The organism is Brachyspira hampsonii (genome assembly GCF_002214805.1).
Taxonomy (GTDB): Bacteria; Spirochaetota; Brachyspiria; order Brachyspirales; family Brachyspiraceae; genus Brachyspira; species Brachyspira hampsonii.
Genome location: NZ_CP019914.1, coordinates 1492222 through 1506881, shown reverse-complemented (window position 1 = coordinate 1506881; position 14660 = coordinate 1492222). Strand labels below are relative to the sequence as shown.

Here is a 14660-nt window from a genome sequence, read left to right as displayed (position 1 = left end):
TTTTATGAAATACTATTTTATTCTTCTATTATATAGTCTTTACTAAAAACTCTATCCATAAAATAATCGCCTTCAAGTGAGTCTAAATCAAGTGATTTATATTTCATTGAAGAGTTAAGCCCATTTACCTGATGCAAATTAAGATTTACAATATCCGCTTCATCAACATATCCTACCATATTATTTTCAGAAGTATTTACTACAGCAGAAAACCCATTCCAACCCTGTCCGCTTAACTGTATTGTCTTAGTTTTTGCATCAGTAGGAATAGAAGATGTATTATAAACTATCACTGATCTAGGCAATAACGGTATGCTTCCATTTTGACTTACACTTGGATCGCTTGGATTTATAGCAGAAATACTTATTCCGGGAAGATCCCCTTTACTTAATCCGTCTATCCAATTAAGCATTACATCATCCATATTGTTTCCAAGACTATATTTAGATGTAATACCTGTAAGTCTTTCTTCGCTTGTTAATGAAGAACTAGAATGTGCTATTTCTTTGTAAATATTATAATTTCCGCCTGTTTTAGTATTTATCCAGTTCATAAATATAGATGCAGAACCATAGCTTATTAAAACATAATAAGGTTCTGAAAATATATACTCATTATTATCATATTGAGTATACCAAGAATAAAAAGAATAATAAGAAGGCATATCATTAAAAAGTACCTTTCTTTCATCAATTTTATACTTTGAAAATATATAAGATGTAGATTCTGAAAGTGCTTCATTAAGCCAAATATCCATATCCTTACCTTTCTTTATTGCATTATTATAATAGTTAATTAAATGCTGTAATTCATGCATCATAGTACCAACTGTTCCTTCATAAGTTGGTACATTAATATATAAATATTCTCCTGATTTTCCTTCTTTACCATATACTAGATCATCATTATCAAAATATCCTCCCAAAAAGCTATTATTTATTTGTATTAAGATCAGCCATTAAGAATATTACTTTTCCATTTCCGTCAAAATCAGGAATTTCTCCATATATTTCTATTTCTTTATTCACATTACTATCGTATTCCTTTATAAAATTTAATATAACTTCTTTTGTAATGCTTTTGTCAATTTGGCTTTCTTCTACATAAATAATTGCATTTTTTGATTCTGCCAATTTTTTAAACTTATCTCTATAAACTAAATACTCACCAGTTTGTCCGTCATTTTTATAATAATTATAAGTTTTAGTTTCGGCAATAGAAGGATTATAATATTTTATGTCTCCTATAATTTCTGAAGGCGATGTAATCTTATTGGCACATGAAACAATGAACATGAAAATAATAAATAAAAATATATAAGTTTTTTTCATAACTATTCCTAACAATTTTATTTTTATAAAAGCACTAATGACAATATGAAGTTTTAATAAATTATTTTTTCTTATTAGTAAGTGCAAGTATTAGAATATGCACTACTGATTTATCTACTTCAGGTATTCTTAGTGCCTGTGATATATTATAGGGCTTGTACTGTTTTAATTTGTTAATGGCATCTATCTTTACACTTTTTAAACTAGAATAATCAAAGTCTTCTGGTATAAGCATGTTTTCGTATTTTTCAATGTCTTTTATTTCATTTAAATACCTTGCAATATAGCCTTCGTATTTAATAGCAATTTCTGCATTATTTAAAACATCTTTATTATAGTCATTATCTATTAAAGATACAAGCATATCAATACTGCATTCGGGACGCTTTATTATAGAAGATAATGTCATGCTTCTGTATTCTTTAGCCTCTTTTGTAAATCCTAAATCTTCTGCCTCTTTCTGAGTTAATGTTCTTTTATTTAAATATTCAACAAGTATTTGAGTTTTTTGTTTTTTGTCTCTTACTTTATCAAGCCTTTCTTTACTCGCAAGCCCTATATTATAAGAAAGTTCTGTAAGTCTTTCATCAGCATTGTCCTGTCTTAAAAGCATTCTATGTTCTGCCTGCGAAGTAAACATTCTATGAGGCTCTTTAGTTCCTTTAGTAGTTAAGTCATCAATTAAAACTCCAATATATCCGTCGCTTCTTTTAAGTATAAATGGAGCTTCTTTTTTTATTTTTAATGCAGCATTTATTCCTGCTATAAGTCCCTGACATGCTGCTTCTTCGTATCCGCTTGTTCCGTTAATTTGTCCTGCTAGAAATAAGCCTTCTATTTTCTTTGTTTCTAGTGTAGGCTTTAATTCTATAGGGTTTACATAATCATACTCTACTGCATAGGCTGGTTTTAATATCCTCACTTCTTCAAGTCCTTTCAATGCTCTTATCATCTTTATCTGCACCTCTTCGGGTAAACTTGAAGAGAAACCGTTTATATAGACTTCATTAGTTCTGTAGCTTTCTCTCTCTAAATGAAGCTGATGTCTAGGCTTATCTGCAAACCTTACAACTTTATCTTCTATGCTTGGGCAGTATCTTGGTCCTATTCCTGTAATAACTCCGCTGTACATTGGTGATAAATGTATATTATCTTGAATGATTTTATGAATATTAGCATCAGTATATGTTATATAGCAAGGCTCCTGAACTATATCAATTTTGTCATCTAAAAAAGAGAATGGTATTATTTCATCATCGCCTTTTTGAATTTCTAATATATCAAAATTAATAGAATTATAGTCCACTCTTGCAGGCGTACCTGTTTTTAGCCTTCCTACTTCAAGCCCCAAACTTCTCAAATTATCAGAAAGTCCTATAGCAGGAAGCTCTCCAATTCTTCCAGCCTGTTTTTGATATGTTCCTATATGAATAAGTCCGTTTAAAAATGTTCCTGTAGTAAGTATTACAGCATTACATTCATATTCTCTGCCTCTTTCTGTTTTTAATCCTTTAAGTACATTATTTTCAACTATTATCTCTGTTACTATATCCTGATGAAGTGTGAGATTATTCTCTGCATACAATGTTTTAGCAGCTTCTTCCTTATATGCATATTTATCTGCCTGAGCTCTTGGTGCCCATACGGCTTTGCCTTTGCTTCTATTAAGCATTCTAAACTGCATCATAGTTTTATCTATTAATATTCCCATTTCACCGCCGAGTGCATCTATTTCTTTAACAATAGTTCCTTTAGCAACACCTCCTATAGAAGGGTTGCATGACATTTGTCCTATAGTATCTAAATTAATAGATATAATTAAAGTTTTCATTCCTAGTCTTGCTGATGAAAGTGCAGCTTCTATTCCGGCATGTCCAGCACCTACTACTATAACATCGTATTTATTATTATTCATCATTAGGATTTCTCTCTATTTTATTGATTGTTTTATAATTACTAAAGATGATATATTAAAAATAGTATATTGTAAAGGCATATTTTAATAAGTTATTTTTATATAATTAAACTAATAATTAACAAACTTTTATAATAAGTTTGGTTTATAATACTATTTATACTAGCAAAAAATTATATTAATAATCTCTTTTTTATTATATCCATTTATTTTGCATTATTTGCTGAAATAGTATATAAATTACATAATGTCAGTATTTTATTATTTTATAATATAAAAAAATATATATTTTAAGGTTTTTTATGATTAAAAATATATTATTAATAGCTTTTTTAATGCTCTTTATAACTTTTTGCAATAATGTAAAAATACTAGACCCTAATGAAAGAGATGTTGAAATTCAGTATGTAGAAAATGGATATATTTCCCAAAATGTAACTTCTACAATGCAATTTAAATTAAAAGATTTTGCCGATGATTTTACAAATATATGGTGTTTAGAATTGGGTACTAGTACATCATACGATTTATATATAAAAAATGATCTATTTACTATAAATTTTAACAGAAATGATTATAAAAATATAGACCATATACTTTATGCTTCTTATAGAGGTATGGGGTTAACAGTTAATTTTAGAATTACTAATGTAAGTATAAACGGCAGTCAATTAACATTAACTTTTTACAAACAAGTTAATGGCAGTAATACTATGATAATAGATTTGGGGACAGATTTAGACAGCCTAATGAACAGCATTAAAACTTACAGCTATTTATCAGATAAAGAAAATTATAATTATAAAATTGTTATCCTTACAATACTTATATATTCTTCACTTCAGGCAAATGGTATAATACCAGTTTATTAATTTTTATAAAGATGCAGAATAATTTTTGAAATTAAATAATTAAGGAGGATTAAATAAAAATTGTTCGCCTCTGGCATAGGATTATAAGCGAACAATTTTTATTTAACAATAATATGAAAGCAGTAATTATTTTTTTAATTGTAAATATAACTTTATTTGCACAATTTGAAGTAAATGCATTTATTCCCTTTGGTATCAATTGGAGTTTTGCATCTATAACATTAAGCCGTCCTAGTCATACTTATGAAAGTATAAAAGGAAATTTAGCAGGAGAGTTTGGAGTAATTACTCAGCTTGGTTATAATTTGGCATTGAATAAAAATATATCCATAAGCTCTATAAGTTTTCTTTTTGAATTGGGATATTATTTAAATGCTAATACTATAACTTATGAATATCCTTATGCTGATTCATATAATTATTTTAAAGTTACAGAAACTTTAACATTTCATAATATTTTAATTGGCTTTAATCCTAAAATCAATTTTAATAATTTTTCATTAGGAATAGGTGCGGGAATAAAAATACCTTTATATGCTCAAATTGATAGAAATAGAAAAGAAGGTTTTTTTGAAGGCTCTTTAATGCATCAGGATAAAAAAAGCTGGAATTTCGATACTATAAAAACAATATATAAAGTTCCTGTATCTCCTTATATAAAAATAAACTTCGACGGACTTTCTTATATCACTGAAAAATTAGCTTTTTTATACGGAGCTTATATACTTTATGATTTTTCAATGCCTTATAATACTAATAATATAAAAATAATTGATAAAACTTTAATAAAGAATTATCAATTATCTTCTTTATCATTTATGTTTTATATAGGTGTATCTTTTGGCAGAAATAATGATAGTATATAAAATTTTTTAATTAACAGTGTATTTAAGTTTTTAATTACATTTTCCCACCCTTTAGTATTATAACTTTTATTTGTAATTTCAATTTTTCTTTTCTTTTTTGTTTAATTAGAATTTTTAGCTGCCCACCCAAGATTTTTTTAAGTTTATAACCATATACCGCACGCAGAATGAAGCTAAAATATAAGTTTATTTTTAATTCAAATTTTATTATATCATAAATTTTATTTACCGTGCGTTAAGCAGTTTTTGAATTTAAATAACACTTGGGTGGGTGTTAACTATTCTAATTTGGCTTTAAAGATAATTAAAACTAGAATTTAAAAAATAGCAGCAAAGCATAAAGGGCGGGGTATGTAAATAAAATTTTAAAATTATGACAAAATAATAAAGGCTTTACCCTTATCAAGCAAAGCCCTATTATTTATTACTCATCTTTATTGAATTCTAAGTCCTTCAATTCTCTTAATTTTGGAAGATCATCTAAACTATTTATACCGAAATGCATTAGGAATTTATCAGTAGTTCCATAAGTTTGCCTTTTATCTAAATAGTCCTTTCTTCCTTTCCAAGCTATAAAACCGTCTTCCATTAAAGCCCTTAAATGATAACTGCTGTCGCTTTGCCTTATATCGTCAATTTCAGCTTTAGTTAAAGGCTGTTTATAAGCTATTATAGAAAGAGTCTGAAGCATTGCTTTTGATATTTTTTTCTTTCTTTTTTTATCATATATTGCTGATAAAGTACCAAATGTAGAAGGTATTATAGTCATAAGTATTGAATCTCCTACCTCAAGTATCTCTATAGCACTTTTAGCATTTCTATATCTATTATTAATATTTTCTATATGAGTTCTTATATCTGAATTCTCGCATTTGAAAAGAGTTCTTAATCTGCTTATAGGAACATTTCCTTCAACATATATGATAGCTTCCATAATCTTTTCAAGTTCTTCTTCGTTTGCAAGTATAGAATCATCTATTTCTAAAGTGTTTTTATTTTCAGTATTTGCTGCCCGAACTTCTGCATTATTATCAGAATTATTTTCTGCAATTTCATTCTCTAAAAGAGCACCGCTTGTTTCAATCATTTCATCCATAATGTTTAATCCCTAAAAAATAACTTCCTTTTTATTTTTTAATATATTTAGATTATATCATATTAAAAACTTTTTTCAATCGTTTAGACATAATTTTGTGTATATATTTTTATGTGAATATAAATTTATTCTTTAATTAATTATAGAGGATATATCTTTTAATATTTCATCGTAATTTACATCTGGAAATATATCTTTTAATTCATTTTTATTTATATCTTTTTTGTGTATAGGTTTATAATTAGAATATTTTGAAAATTTTATGATATAATCAGTTTTTGTAATTGATACTATATCATGTGATGATAGTATAATAATTTTATTACTTTTATTATTTTCTAAATAATGAAAAAGTTTTACTTTGTTTTGAAAATCTAATGAACTGTCAGGCTCATCCAAAAGAATTATATTTGTATTTTTGCATAATGTTTTAGCCAAAAATACTAAAGCCCTTTCTCCGCCTGATAAGTTTTCAACATTTCTATTTTGCAGGTGAATTATATTTAAAGACTCCATTACTTCCAAAGCCTTAATTTTTATTTTTTTCTCATCTGAAAATATACCGTATTCTTTATGTCCCATCATAACTACTTCAATGGCTCTAAAAGGAAAATTTACATTTAAAAATTGAGGCATAAATGCTATGTCATTAAATATTACTTCTTTAGAAAGTGCTTTATTATTAATATTTATAATACCGCCTCTTTTTACACTGCTGTCCATTATAAGAGATTTTATAAATGTACTTTTCCCGCTTCCGTTAGCCCCTAAAAGTATATATATCCCATTTTCATTTATGCTAAGTTCATCTAATTGCAGAACTTTTTTATTTTTATATTCTAAAATCAAATCTTTACAATATATCATATAATAATCTCTTTATAAATTATTAATCATATTTACTTTTTCTAAATAAAAATACAAATAAAAATATTGCTCCAAATAATGAAGTAGCAACTGATATAGGAAGTTCCCCTGCTATTCTTCCGCCTAATATAGGCATTTTTATTATAGATCTTATAACCAAATCACATAATAATAGAAGTATTGCTCCGCCGAATGCAGAATTGATAAGCAATTTTGAAGAAGCTGAAGTTTTCCATATTATTCTTGAAAGATGCGGTACTCCCAATCCTACCCAGCTTATTATTCCTGTAGCAAGTACAGACATAGACATTAATATTGAAACTGCAATAAGTAATTGAATCCTAAAAATTCTAATATCTTTTACTTTATCATAGGCATGAAGCTCTCCTAATGTGAGGGCATCTATTTTTGATGACTGCATCAAGAAGAAAAATAATGCTATGATAAATACAGCTAATAATATTAATGTGTATCTTATATTGGTATTTCCCAAACTTCCCATAAGCCAAAAAGTGATTTCTCTAAGTTTACCAATTTCAGCAGCCACTTTTAATATAGAAAGCCCTGAAGAAAATACTGAGTTAATAACTATACCCATAAAAAGCAGTTTTAATACCGATGAGCTTCTAAAAGAAAAAAACATTGGTATTAGTACGGCTATAAAAGTAAATAAAGGTGCTATTAAAAATATAGGTAATGAAAAAACTATAGCAAAGGCAGCTCCGAATGCAGAACCTGATGATATCCCTAAAAAATAAGGGTCAACCAATGGGTTTTGAAAACAAGATTGGCATATAACTCCGCATACTCCAAGTATTGCCCCGCTTGATACAGCTAAAAGTATTCTAGGAAGCCGTACATTCAGTATTGCTATTGCTTTATTAATATCTTCTGTTTTATTAAAGAATATATTAATAATTTCTATAGGTGAAATATCCCATGAACCTATAAACAGTGATAATATAAATAATATTACAAGTATAGATGATAATATTATTAATGATTTATTCTTCATATTTTTAATTCTTTATTTGTTCAAAAAACGGCTCTAATTTATGAAGCACAACAAGTTTATCTGTTTCTTTTATACCGAATATATCTGACATGTAATTATCATATACTTCTCTAATATTAACATTTTCAGGCATATAATATATATAACTGAATAAAAGAAGCTGTACAGGAAGTAATAATTTAGGATCAGACCACCATAAAACTTGTCCCATACTATATACTCTTTTATTTTTTACCGCATTAATATTTTGAAATACTGCATTTTTTGTATATGTTTCTACAGCTTTTGAATATTGAGGCGAGTCTATCATTGCTATGATATCAGGATTCATCTCTAATATTTCCTCAGCACCAAGAATAGGCATATCTGATTTTTCATAAACATTTCTGATTCCTAATATTGAAGTTGTATATGCTGCTCCGCCATAATCTTTTCCATGAACATATCCGGCTCCTGTTTCTGAATCGGTAAGTCCCAAGAAAAGCATTTTATTTGTATCATTATCTTTTTTGAAAGATGAGGCTAGATCAACATATCCCTGCAGTTTTTTTATAAGCTCTTCTGATTTATCTTCAGCATTAACAACTTTTGATATTATTCTTATATTATCATAGTAAGAGTTTAAATTTGTAGCTATAGTGTGGTCATTCAATATTATTACAGGTATTTTGAATTCATTTTCTATTCGGTTAATTAATTCCTGATGATAGCTATTTTCAGCTAAAGAACCATAAGGCACTATTATAATGACATCAGGAGACACTTCTAATATTTTTTCAAAATTATAGCTGCCGTATCCTGCCCAACCTATATTCGGAATTGATAATATATTTGTTACTATATAAAAGTTATCTGATTTGTCTATGTTGTAAGGACCAGACTGAGGGTATACTCCTCCTATGGCTGCTAATAAATTATCTTTTCCCAATGCTTTTAAAGTCTGCGGAATGAAACCTCTGTCTATTGATATTATTTTTTTTATGTCTTTTTTTAAAGTTACTTCTCTTCCTAAAGCATCTGTAACTGTTACAGTATATTCTGAATTATTTGTACTATTGTCATCTTTTGTATTGTGGCATGAAATAAAACATAAAACTGAAAATATTATAAGTAATAAGCATTTTTTCATTTTTATACTCCTATTTTTATATAATCATATAAATTATAATTTTTTAATATATATATTTTATTAACGAATAATAATTTAATTCTCTAATTTGCAGAGTTTAATACTCTCATCATTTATAATTCTTCTTATAATCTCTATATTAGAATCATCAAAGTTTTTAGGGAAATATATATTTTTTATTTTTATATTGTTAAAAATTACTCTGTAATCATCACTTTTATTTTCTGAATTATAGCTGAATATTGAAAGTAAAGTATCATAATGTATATTATCTTCTTTAGTAATAAACTTAGCCGTTTTTCCGTAAATGTTTTCTTCTTCATTACGGTTTTTTGTTTTGATTATAATTGAGTCTTGGGTTTCATATTCTAAGCATATAATATTATTTTCTAAATTATTAATAGATGAACTAAATGAAGATAAATTAATATTCATTTTTTCATTAAATTTTTCTATAACAGGTTTAATAGCCGCAAATTTTCCGGCATCAATTGTATTTTCTAAGATATTCAATATATTTTCAGTTTCTGTTTTTTTATCTAATAATAATTTAAGAGTATCTGTATTATAGTTAATATTTTTATATAGAGTATAAGAAGAATTAGTTTTATGTATATTATGAAACTCTATAGTTTTATTTAAAGATTTTTCAAATAGGTTTAGAAAGTCATTGTATTTTATTATATTTGCTTTCAATAAAGTATATGATAGTAAAAATATATTGTAGCTTGCAAAATTATGATGATTTAAATCAAAATTATCTATATATCTGAAATAAGTATTTAAAAGTGAATCATAATCTTTTTTCAAGTAATATATAACAGCTAAATTATTATAAAGTTCAAAATCTGATTTTTTATTTTCTATTAATTTATTATAGCATATAGAAGAATTATCATAATCTTTTATTCTATAGTATGACTGTGCCAGCATATTATAAATATCATCATCTCTTTTATCTGTTCTTGATGCATATTCTATCACTTTATTATAATCTTTATTATTAAAGCATATTGAAATCAATTTATCATAATGCTTAAATGAATAAGGATTTACTTCTATAATTTTGTCTGCAATACTTAAAGCATTATCATATTCTTCCAAATCAAAATATATATTAAATAATATCTGATAAGAATTACTGTATGAAGGATTAAGTTCTAACGCTCTATTTAAATAAATCAATGATTTTTCTTTTTCCCCTAAATTATAGTAGGATAAACCTATGCCGTTATATGAATCTGCATTATTATTATTTATATCTATTGCTTTATTGAAATTTTCTATTGCATTATTATAATCTTTTAAATTATAATAGGCGAGTGCTAAATTATTATAAGCCTTATAATATCTGTCATTAATTTCTATAGATTTATTGAAATAGTTTATAGCTTTATCATATTCTTCATTAGATGAGTAGCATATACCTATAAAGTTATAAGCCTTATAAGCATTATTATTTTTTTCTATAACTTTTTCAAAACATTCTATAGCTTCATAATAATATTTTTTAGAGTAGTAGCTTATTCCTAGTTTATTATAATCAGTAAAAGCATTAATATCTAATTTTTTAGCCTTATCAAAATAAAGTGCTGCCTTATCAAATAATTTTCTATTAAAATATACTAAAGCTAAATTATTATAGGCATTTGCATATTTAGGGTTAATATCTATGGCTATATTGAAATATTTTATGGCATTATCATAATCTTTTAAGAAAGAATAAACCGCACCTAAAGTATTTGCTATTTTATATGATTTATTATTATACTGAAGGAATTTAGAAAAGCATTCTATAGCCTTGTCATAATTATTTATATTATAGTAACTCATTCCAAGCATATCATAAGCTTTAAATACTCTTTCATCTAAAGATTTTGAATGCTCAAAAAACTCTATAGCTTCATTATATTTTTTATTTTTATAATAGAATAGAGCCAAATTATTAAAAGCCTTATCATATTTAGGATTAATTTCTATAGCTTTATTAAAATTTTCTATAGCATTAGTATAATCTTTTTTTTCAAAATAGCTTATACCAAGAAGATTGTATGCTTTAAAAGAATTAGGGGTAATTTTTAAAGTTTCATTAAAACATTCTATAGCTTTGTCATACTGTTTTATGGCATGATAACTTATTCCAAGAAGGTTATAAGATTTAAAAGTTTTTATATCTACTTTTTTTGCCTCTTCAAAATATCTTACAGCATCTTCATATTCTTTAAGTTCTACACATACCTGTCCTTTATATAGATTTGCTCTATAATTTTTAGGAACTTTTTTAAGTATGACATCTAATATTTCAAGAGTTTGATGATAATCTTCATTATTAAGTCTGTATGAAACTTCATTTAAAAGATTTTCCATCCTTGTATTGTACATAAAAACCCCGTATACAATTATTGTGAATATTTTACAATGAATATGTATATTATGTCAACAATAAAATGCAATTTTTTATTTATTAAAATACTTTTTTAAATTATCATCATTTATATTTATAGAGATAAGTTTTTTACTGTTTTTCTCACCCTTTAATATTTCAATATCTCTCTTTTTGATATTGAGTTCAGAGGCTAAAAAATCAATTATAGCCTTATTAGCTTTACCGTCTATAGCCTTAGCCATAATGCGAATAGAATAAGCCCCATTCTCAAATTTAAAACTATTGGATTTAGCTCCCGCTGTTACTTTAACTTCTATGTTCATAATTGTATTTTTCAATTTATTATATTTTTAAAATATAATTAAAAATTCATTTTTTATTTATTAATTTTACATATATTTGTAAACCCTGCAGTAGGCACTCCCAAAGCCCTTATAAGCCTAGCCCAATAATTCACCTGTGCAGCAGTGGAGGCTAATATTAATATTGCTCTCTCTGAATACTCTTTTTTTATTTCTGTTATTAATTCTTCGGATATTATTACAGGTGTTTTTGTAATGGCTGAAATATATTTTAAAGCAATCTTTTCTTTATTTGACATAGTAGGGCATGAATCTATATTTTTATTTTGTAAATACTTTATTTCTTCTTCTGTTACATTTTCTTTATCATATTCAAAGCTGTTCATGTCTATACAAAATGGGCAGGCTATATCTATTGAGATTTGTATTCTTATGAGTTTTAAAAGTCTTTTAGGCACTTCCTTATCATCATGCGTAATTAATGCCTCCATTATACCGGAGCTTATTGCAGTTTTAGGATTCCAAGCTAAAAGTTTTGGAAGTAGCAGGTCTTTTTTTACTTTCTTTTTTGCTATCCACATAGGCAGTCTTAAAAATAGAGGTATTCTTTTTGGAGGCTTTATATATGCAGTAGTTTCACTTTCAAAGTAATTGTCTTTTGTGCTTTGTATATTTAGATTTATGTTATTCATTTAATTATCCTTTTAAAATATTTTTATTTTTTTATATATTAAGTATCGTTTCTTAGGCTATAAACGAGCAGCTGATAACTGCCAAGTTATCAGCTATTTTTAAGCGAGTTTATAGCTAGCAATAATAAAATTTTTTTGGAGGTTTAATGTATGCAGTAGTTTCACTTTCAAAATAATTTTCTTTATCTTTGATTGTAAAATTTATTATATTATCCATTATGTTTCCTTAATTTTAAATTATTTTTACATTTATTAATATACCATAAAAAACTGATAATAATTCTAAAATCATATATCTTTATAGTTATAAGTAATAAAATGATTTTTTATCATATTATATATATAATTATTTACAAGTAGTTTCAAATTTCTCAAATATGATTTATAATATACAACTAATAATTAAAAAGGATTATATGGAAAATATTAATAAATATCTGCATGAAGTAGATGAGTGTATAAAAAACAAAAATTATAATGATGCATTTTCCTTATGCAATGATATTTTATCTATAAACCCAAATAATATAGAGGCTATGTTTAAAGCAGGTTATTGCTGTTATAGATTAAAAAAATATGATATATCTATGATGCATTTTCTAAAGGCTTCTTCATTAGAGAAATTCAGCACTAATAAGGCTATATATAAATACTATATAGGAAGATGTTATGCTTCTTTGGGCGTATATAAAGAGGCATTAGAATATTTTAAAGCTTCATATAATTTAGATAATAACAATAAATATTATACTTTATGGCTTGGAATAACTTATGCCAAAACCGCTGTAAATGATAATAATTATAATACAGCATTAATGTATTTGTCTATGTCTTTAGGTTCTGAAGACTATTTGGTATACGGATATATTGGATATTGTCATATTCAGTTAAAGAATTATGATAAAGCTATTATGTATTTAAATAAATCTGTAAAGTTAAAAGATAATGATTATTTAAGCAGATATTATTTGGGCAGCACATATTTTATAATGCAGGTATATGACAAAGCTTTAGAGCATTTAAGCGAATCTGTAAAATTAAAAGATGATAATTTTGATAATTGGTTTGCTTTAGGTTTGATATATAAAGTAATAGATGAAAATACTTTATCAGATGAATGTTTTGAAAAGGCAAGAAATATTGCTTTGGATAATAATGATATTGATAAAGAGCTTGACTGTTTTATTAAACTTACAGATTCTCAAAGTGATGAATATTTAAATTATTTATATCTTGGAATCTGCTATGCTAAACTTGAAAGCTATAAAAATGCCGTTCATTATTTACTTGAATCTATAGAAGTAAATGAAAAATATGATAATGAAAATAATTATCTTGCATATTATTGGATAGGGTATATTAATTATATAGACAGTGAATATGAAGATGCTGTAAAATATTTTGAAAAGTCTTTAAATTTAAATAATGACAGCGAGGAAAATTATTTAGTTTTATTATGGCTTGGAGACTGCTATTTTAGGTTAGGTAATTATAAAAAGGCTTTATTTAATTTAAAAAAATCTATAGAAATTAAAGATGATGAGGCTGATGCTTATAAATTAATATCTGAATTATATTTAAAAGCAGGAAAGAAAGAAAAATACAATAATTATATAAGCAAATATAAAAAACTTATTAAGAATGCCAATATATATGATGATTATGAAAATAATGAAAAAATAGAAAGTATTTATAAAAAAGAAGAAGATATATTAAATGATGATGAAAAAAATTATTCCAAAATAGAAGATGCATTAAATGATGATGAAATTTATTCTAAAAAAACAGATATTTATCATTTTATTAATCTTTTATTTCAGGATATAGAGAAGAATGATTTATATAGTTTGTACTCATCTAATACCGAAAAAAAATCTTATATAGATTTTAATGATTTTAATATAGATAATTTTTTATCCTATAGAAATATAATCAATAATGCCGTAAAAGATAATTTTAATAATTCCGGAAAAATAACAACGGTAAAAAATATTATAACTAATTTTGATGTTATAAGCGATGCGGAAATAAAAGATGCTGAAAAAGTAATAGATGATATAGAAGAATTATTCAATTATACTTCTGAATGTATATTAAATACTATGCATTATTATTATAGAAAGAAAGATATAGAGCTTTATTTAATATTAATGAGAATAATAGAAAATAATTTATAAATAAAAAACAC

General features: G+C 25.5%; 13 protein-coding genes. 3 read left to right on the top strand and 10 right to left on the bottom strand.

The features are described from left to right. Positions 1-17 precede the first annotated feature (17 nt). The 3 genes from BHAMNSH16_RS06415 to mnmG all read right to left on the bottom strand — a co-directional run bounded on the left by BHAMNSH16_RS06415 (position 18) and on the right by mnmG (position 3247). The gene (locus BHAMNSH16_RS06415) at positions 18-926 is read right to left on the bottom strand and encodes a hypothetical protein (protein WP_206465001.1); all 909 of its coding nucleotides are present in this window, start codon (positions 924-926) and stop codon (positions 18-20) included. Between the two features lie 7 nt (positions 927-933). Then, the gene (locus BHAMNSH16_RS14535) at positions 934-1332 is read right to left on the bottom strand and encodes a hypothetical protein (RefSeq protein WP_219710674.1); all 399 of its coding nucleotides are present in this window, start codon (positions 1330-1332) and stop codon (positions 934-936) included. Positions 1333-1393: 61 nt separating this feature from the next. Next, a complete protein-coding gene (gene mnmG / locus BHAMNSH16_RS06410; protein WP_039954083.1) occupies positions 1394-3247 on the bottom strand; it encodes a tRNA uridine-5-carboxymethylaminomethyl(34) synthesis enzyme MnmG in 1854 nt (617 codons plus the stop codon). A gap of 302 nt (positions 3248-3549) precedes the next feature. Between mnmG and BHAMNSH16_RS06405 the strand changes: the two genes are divergently transcribed. After that, entirely contained in the window at positions 3550-4119 is a 570-nt protein-coding gene (locus tag BHAMNSH16_RS06405) for a hypothetical protein (RefSeq protein ID WP_008727720.1), read from the top strand. Between the two features lie 113 nt (positions 4120-4232). Continuing rightward, on the top strand, positions 4233-4985 hold the full coding sequence (locus BHAMNSH16_RS06400) for a hypothetical protein (protein ID WP_069731645.1): 753 nt from the start codon (positions 4233-4235) through the stop codon (positions 4983-4985). Between the two features lie 424 nt (positions 4986-5409). On the opposite strand, the gene scpB is transcribed toward BHAMNSH16_RS06400, so the two are convergent. The 7 genes from scpB to BHAMNSH16_RS06365 form a co-directional block, all read right to left on the bottom strand. Next, positions 5410-6081 carry an SMC-Scp complex subunit ScpB gene (gene scpB, locus BHAMNSH16_RS06395; RefSeq protein WP_008727721.1) on the bottom strand — a complete coding sequence of 224 codons (672 nt, stop codon included), beginning with the start codon at positions 6079-6081 and terminating at the stop codon, positions 5410-5412. Positions 6082-6213: 132 nt separating this feature from the next. Continuing rightward, complete coding sequence (locus BHAMNSH16_RS06390; protein WP_008727723.1) at positions 6214-6948, bottom strand: ATP-binding cassette domain-containing protein; 735 nt, start codon at positions 6946-6948, stop codon at positions 6214-6216. Positions 6949-6970: 22 nt separating this feature from the next. After that, complete coding sequence (locus BHAMNSH16_RS06385; protein WP_008727725.1) at positions 6971-7963, bottom strand: FecCD family ABC transporter permease; 993 nt, start codon at positions 7961-7963, stop codon at positions 6971-6973. A gap of 4 nt (positions 7964-7967) precedes the next feature. Next, positions 7968-9092 (bottom strand): ABC transporter substrate-binding protein, encoded by a 1125-nt coding sequence (locus BHAMNSH16_RS06380; RefSeq protein WP_008727727.1) that lies wholly within the window; start codon positions 9090-9092, stop codon positions 7968-7970. Between the two features lie 75 nt (positions 9093-9167). Further along, positions 9168-11474, bottom strand: a complete 2307-nt coding sequence (locus BHAMNSH16_RS06375) for a tetratricopeptide repeat protein (RefSeq protein ID WP_069731644.1) — start codon at positions 11472-11474, stop codon at positions 9168-9170. A 75-nt stretch (positions 11475-11549) separates the two neighbouring features. Continuing rightward, positions 11550-11801, bottom strand: a complete 252-nt coding sequence (locus BHAMNSH16_RS06370; RefSeq protein ID WP_008728163.1) for a DUF167 domain-containing protein — start codon at positions 11799-11801, stop codon at positions 11550-11552. 53 nt (positions 11802-11854) lie between these two features. After that, positions 11855-12472, bottom strand: coding sequence for a carboxymuconolactone decarboxylase family protein (locus BHAMNSH16_RS06365; RefSeq protein WP_008728164.1), 618 nt, complete (start codon positions 12470-12472; stop codon positions 11855-11857). Between the two features lie 416 nt (positions 12473-12888). Here BHAMNSH16_RS06365 and BHAMNSH16_RS06360 point away from each other — a divergent pair, with 416 nt between their 5' ends. Next, the gene (locus tag BHAMNSH16_RS06360) at positions 12889-14649 is read left to right on the top strand and encodes a tetratricopeptide repeat protein (protein ID WP_069731643.1); all 1761 of its coding nucleotides are present in this window, start codon (positions 12889-12891) and stop codon (positions 14647-14649) included. The last annotated feature ends 11 nt before the right edge of the window (positions 14650-14660 follow it).

Excerpts from the sequence above, each read along its gene's own strand:
- BHAMNSH16_RS14535 (WP_219710674.1), bottom strand. The coding sequence starts at position 1,332 with ATGAAAAAAACTTATATATTTTTATTTATTATTTTCATGTTCATTGTT.
- mnmG (WP_039954083.1), bottom strand. The coding sequence starts at position 3,247 with ATGAATAATAATAAATACGATGTTATAGTAGTAGGTGCTGGACATGCC.
- BHAMNSH16_RS06405 (WP_008727720.1), top strand. The coding sequence starts at position 3,550 with ATGATTAAAAATATATTATTAATAGCTTTTTTAATGCTCTTTATAACT.
- BHAMNSH16_RS06400 (WP_069731645.1), top strand. The coding sequence starts at position 4,233 with ATGAAAGCAGTAATTATTTTTTTAATTGTAAATATAACTTTATTTGCA.
- scpB (WP_008727721.1), bottom strand. The coding sequence starts at position 6,081 with ATGGATGAAATGATTGAAACAAGCGGTGCTCTTTTAGAGAATGAAATT.
- BHAMNSH16_RS06390 (WP_008727723.1), bottom strand. The coding sequence starts at position 6,948 with ATGATATATTGTAAAGATTTGATTTTAGAATATAAAAATAAAAAAGTT.
- BHAMNSH16_RS06385 (WP_008727725.1), bottom strand. The coding sequence starts at position 7,963 with ATGAAGAATAAATCATTAATAATATTATCATCTATACTTGTAATATTA.
- BHAMNSH16_RS06380 (WP_008727727.1), bottom strand. The coding sequence starts at position 9,092 with ATGAAAAAATGCTTATTACTTATAATATTTTCAGTTTTATGTTTTATT.
- BHAMNSH16_RS06375 (WP_069731644.1), bottom strand. The coding sequence starts at position 11,474 with ATGTACAATACAAGGATGGAAAATCTTTTAAATGAAGTTTCATACAGA.
- BHAMNSH16_RS06370 (WP_008728163.1), bottom strand. The coding sequence starts at position 11,801 with ATGAACATAGAAGTTAAAGTAACAGCGGGAGCTAAATCCAATAGTTTT.
- BHAMNSH16_RS06365 (WP_008728164.1), bottom strand. The coding sequence starts at position 12,472 with ATGAATAACATAAATCTAAATATACAAAGCACAAAAGACAATTACTTT.
- BHAMNSH16_RS06360 (WP_069731643.1), top strand. The coding sequence starts at position 12,889 with ATGGAAAATATTAATAAATATCTGCATGAAGTAGATGAGTGTATAAAA.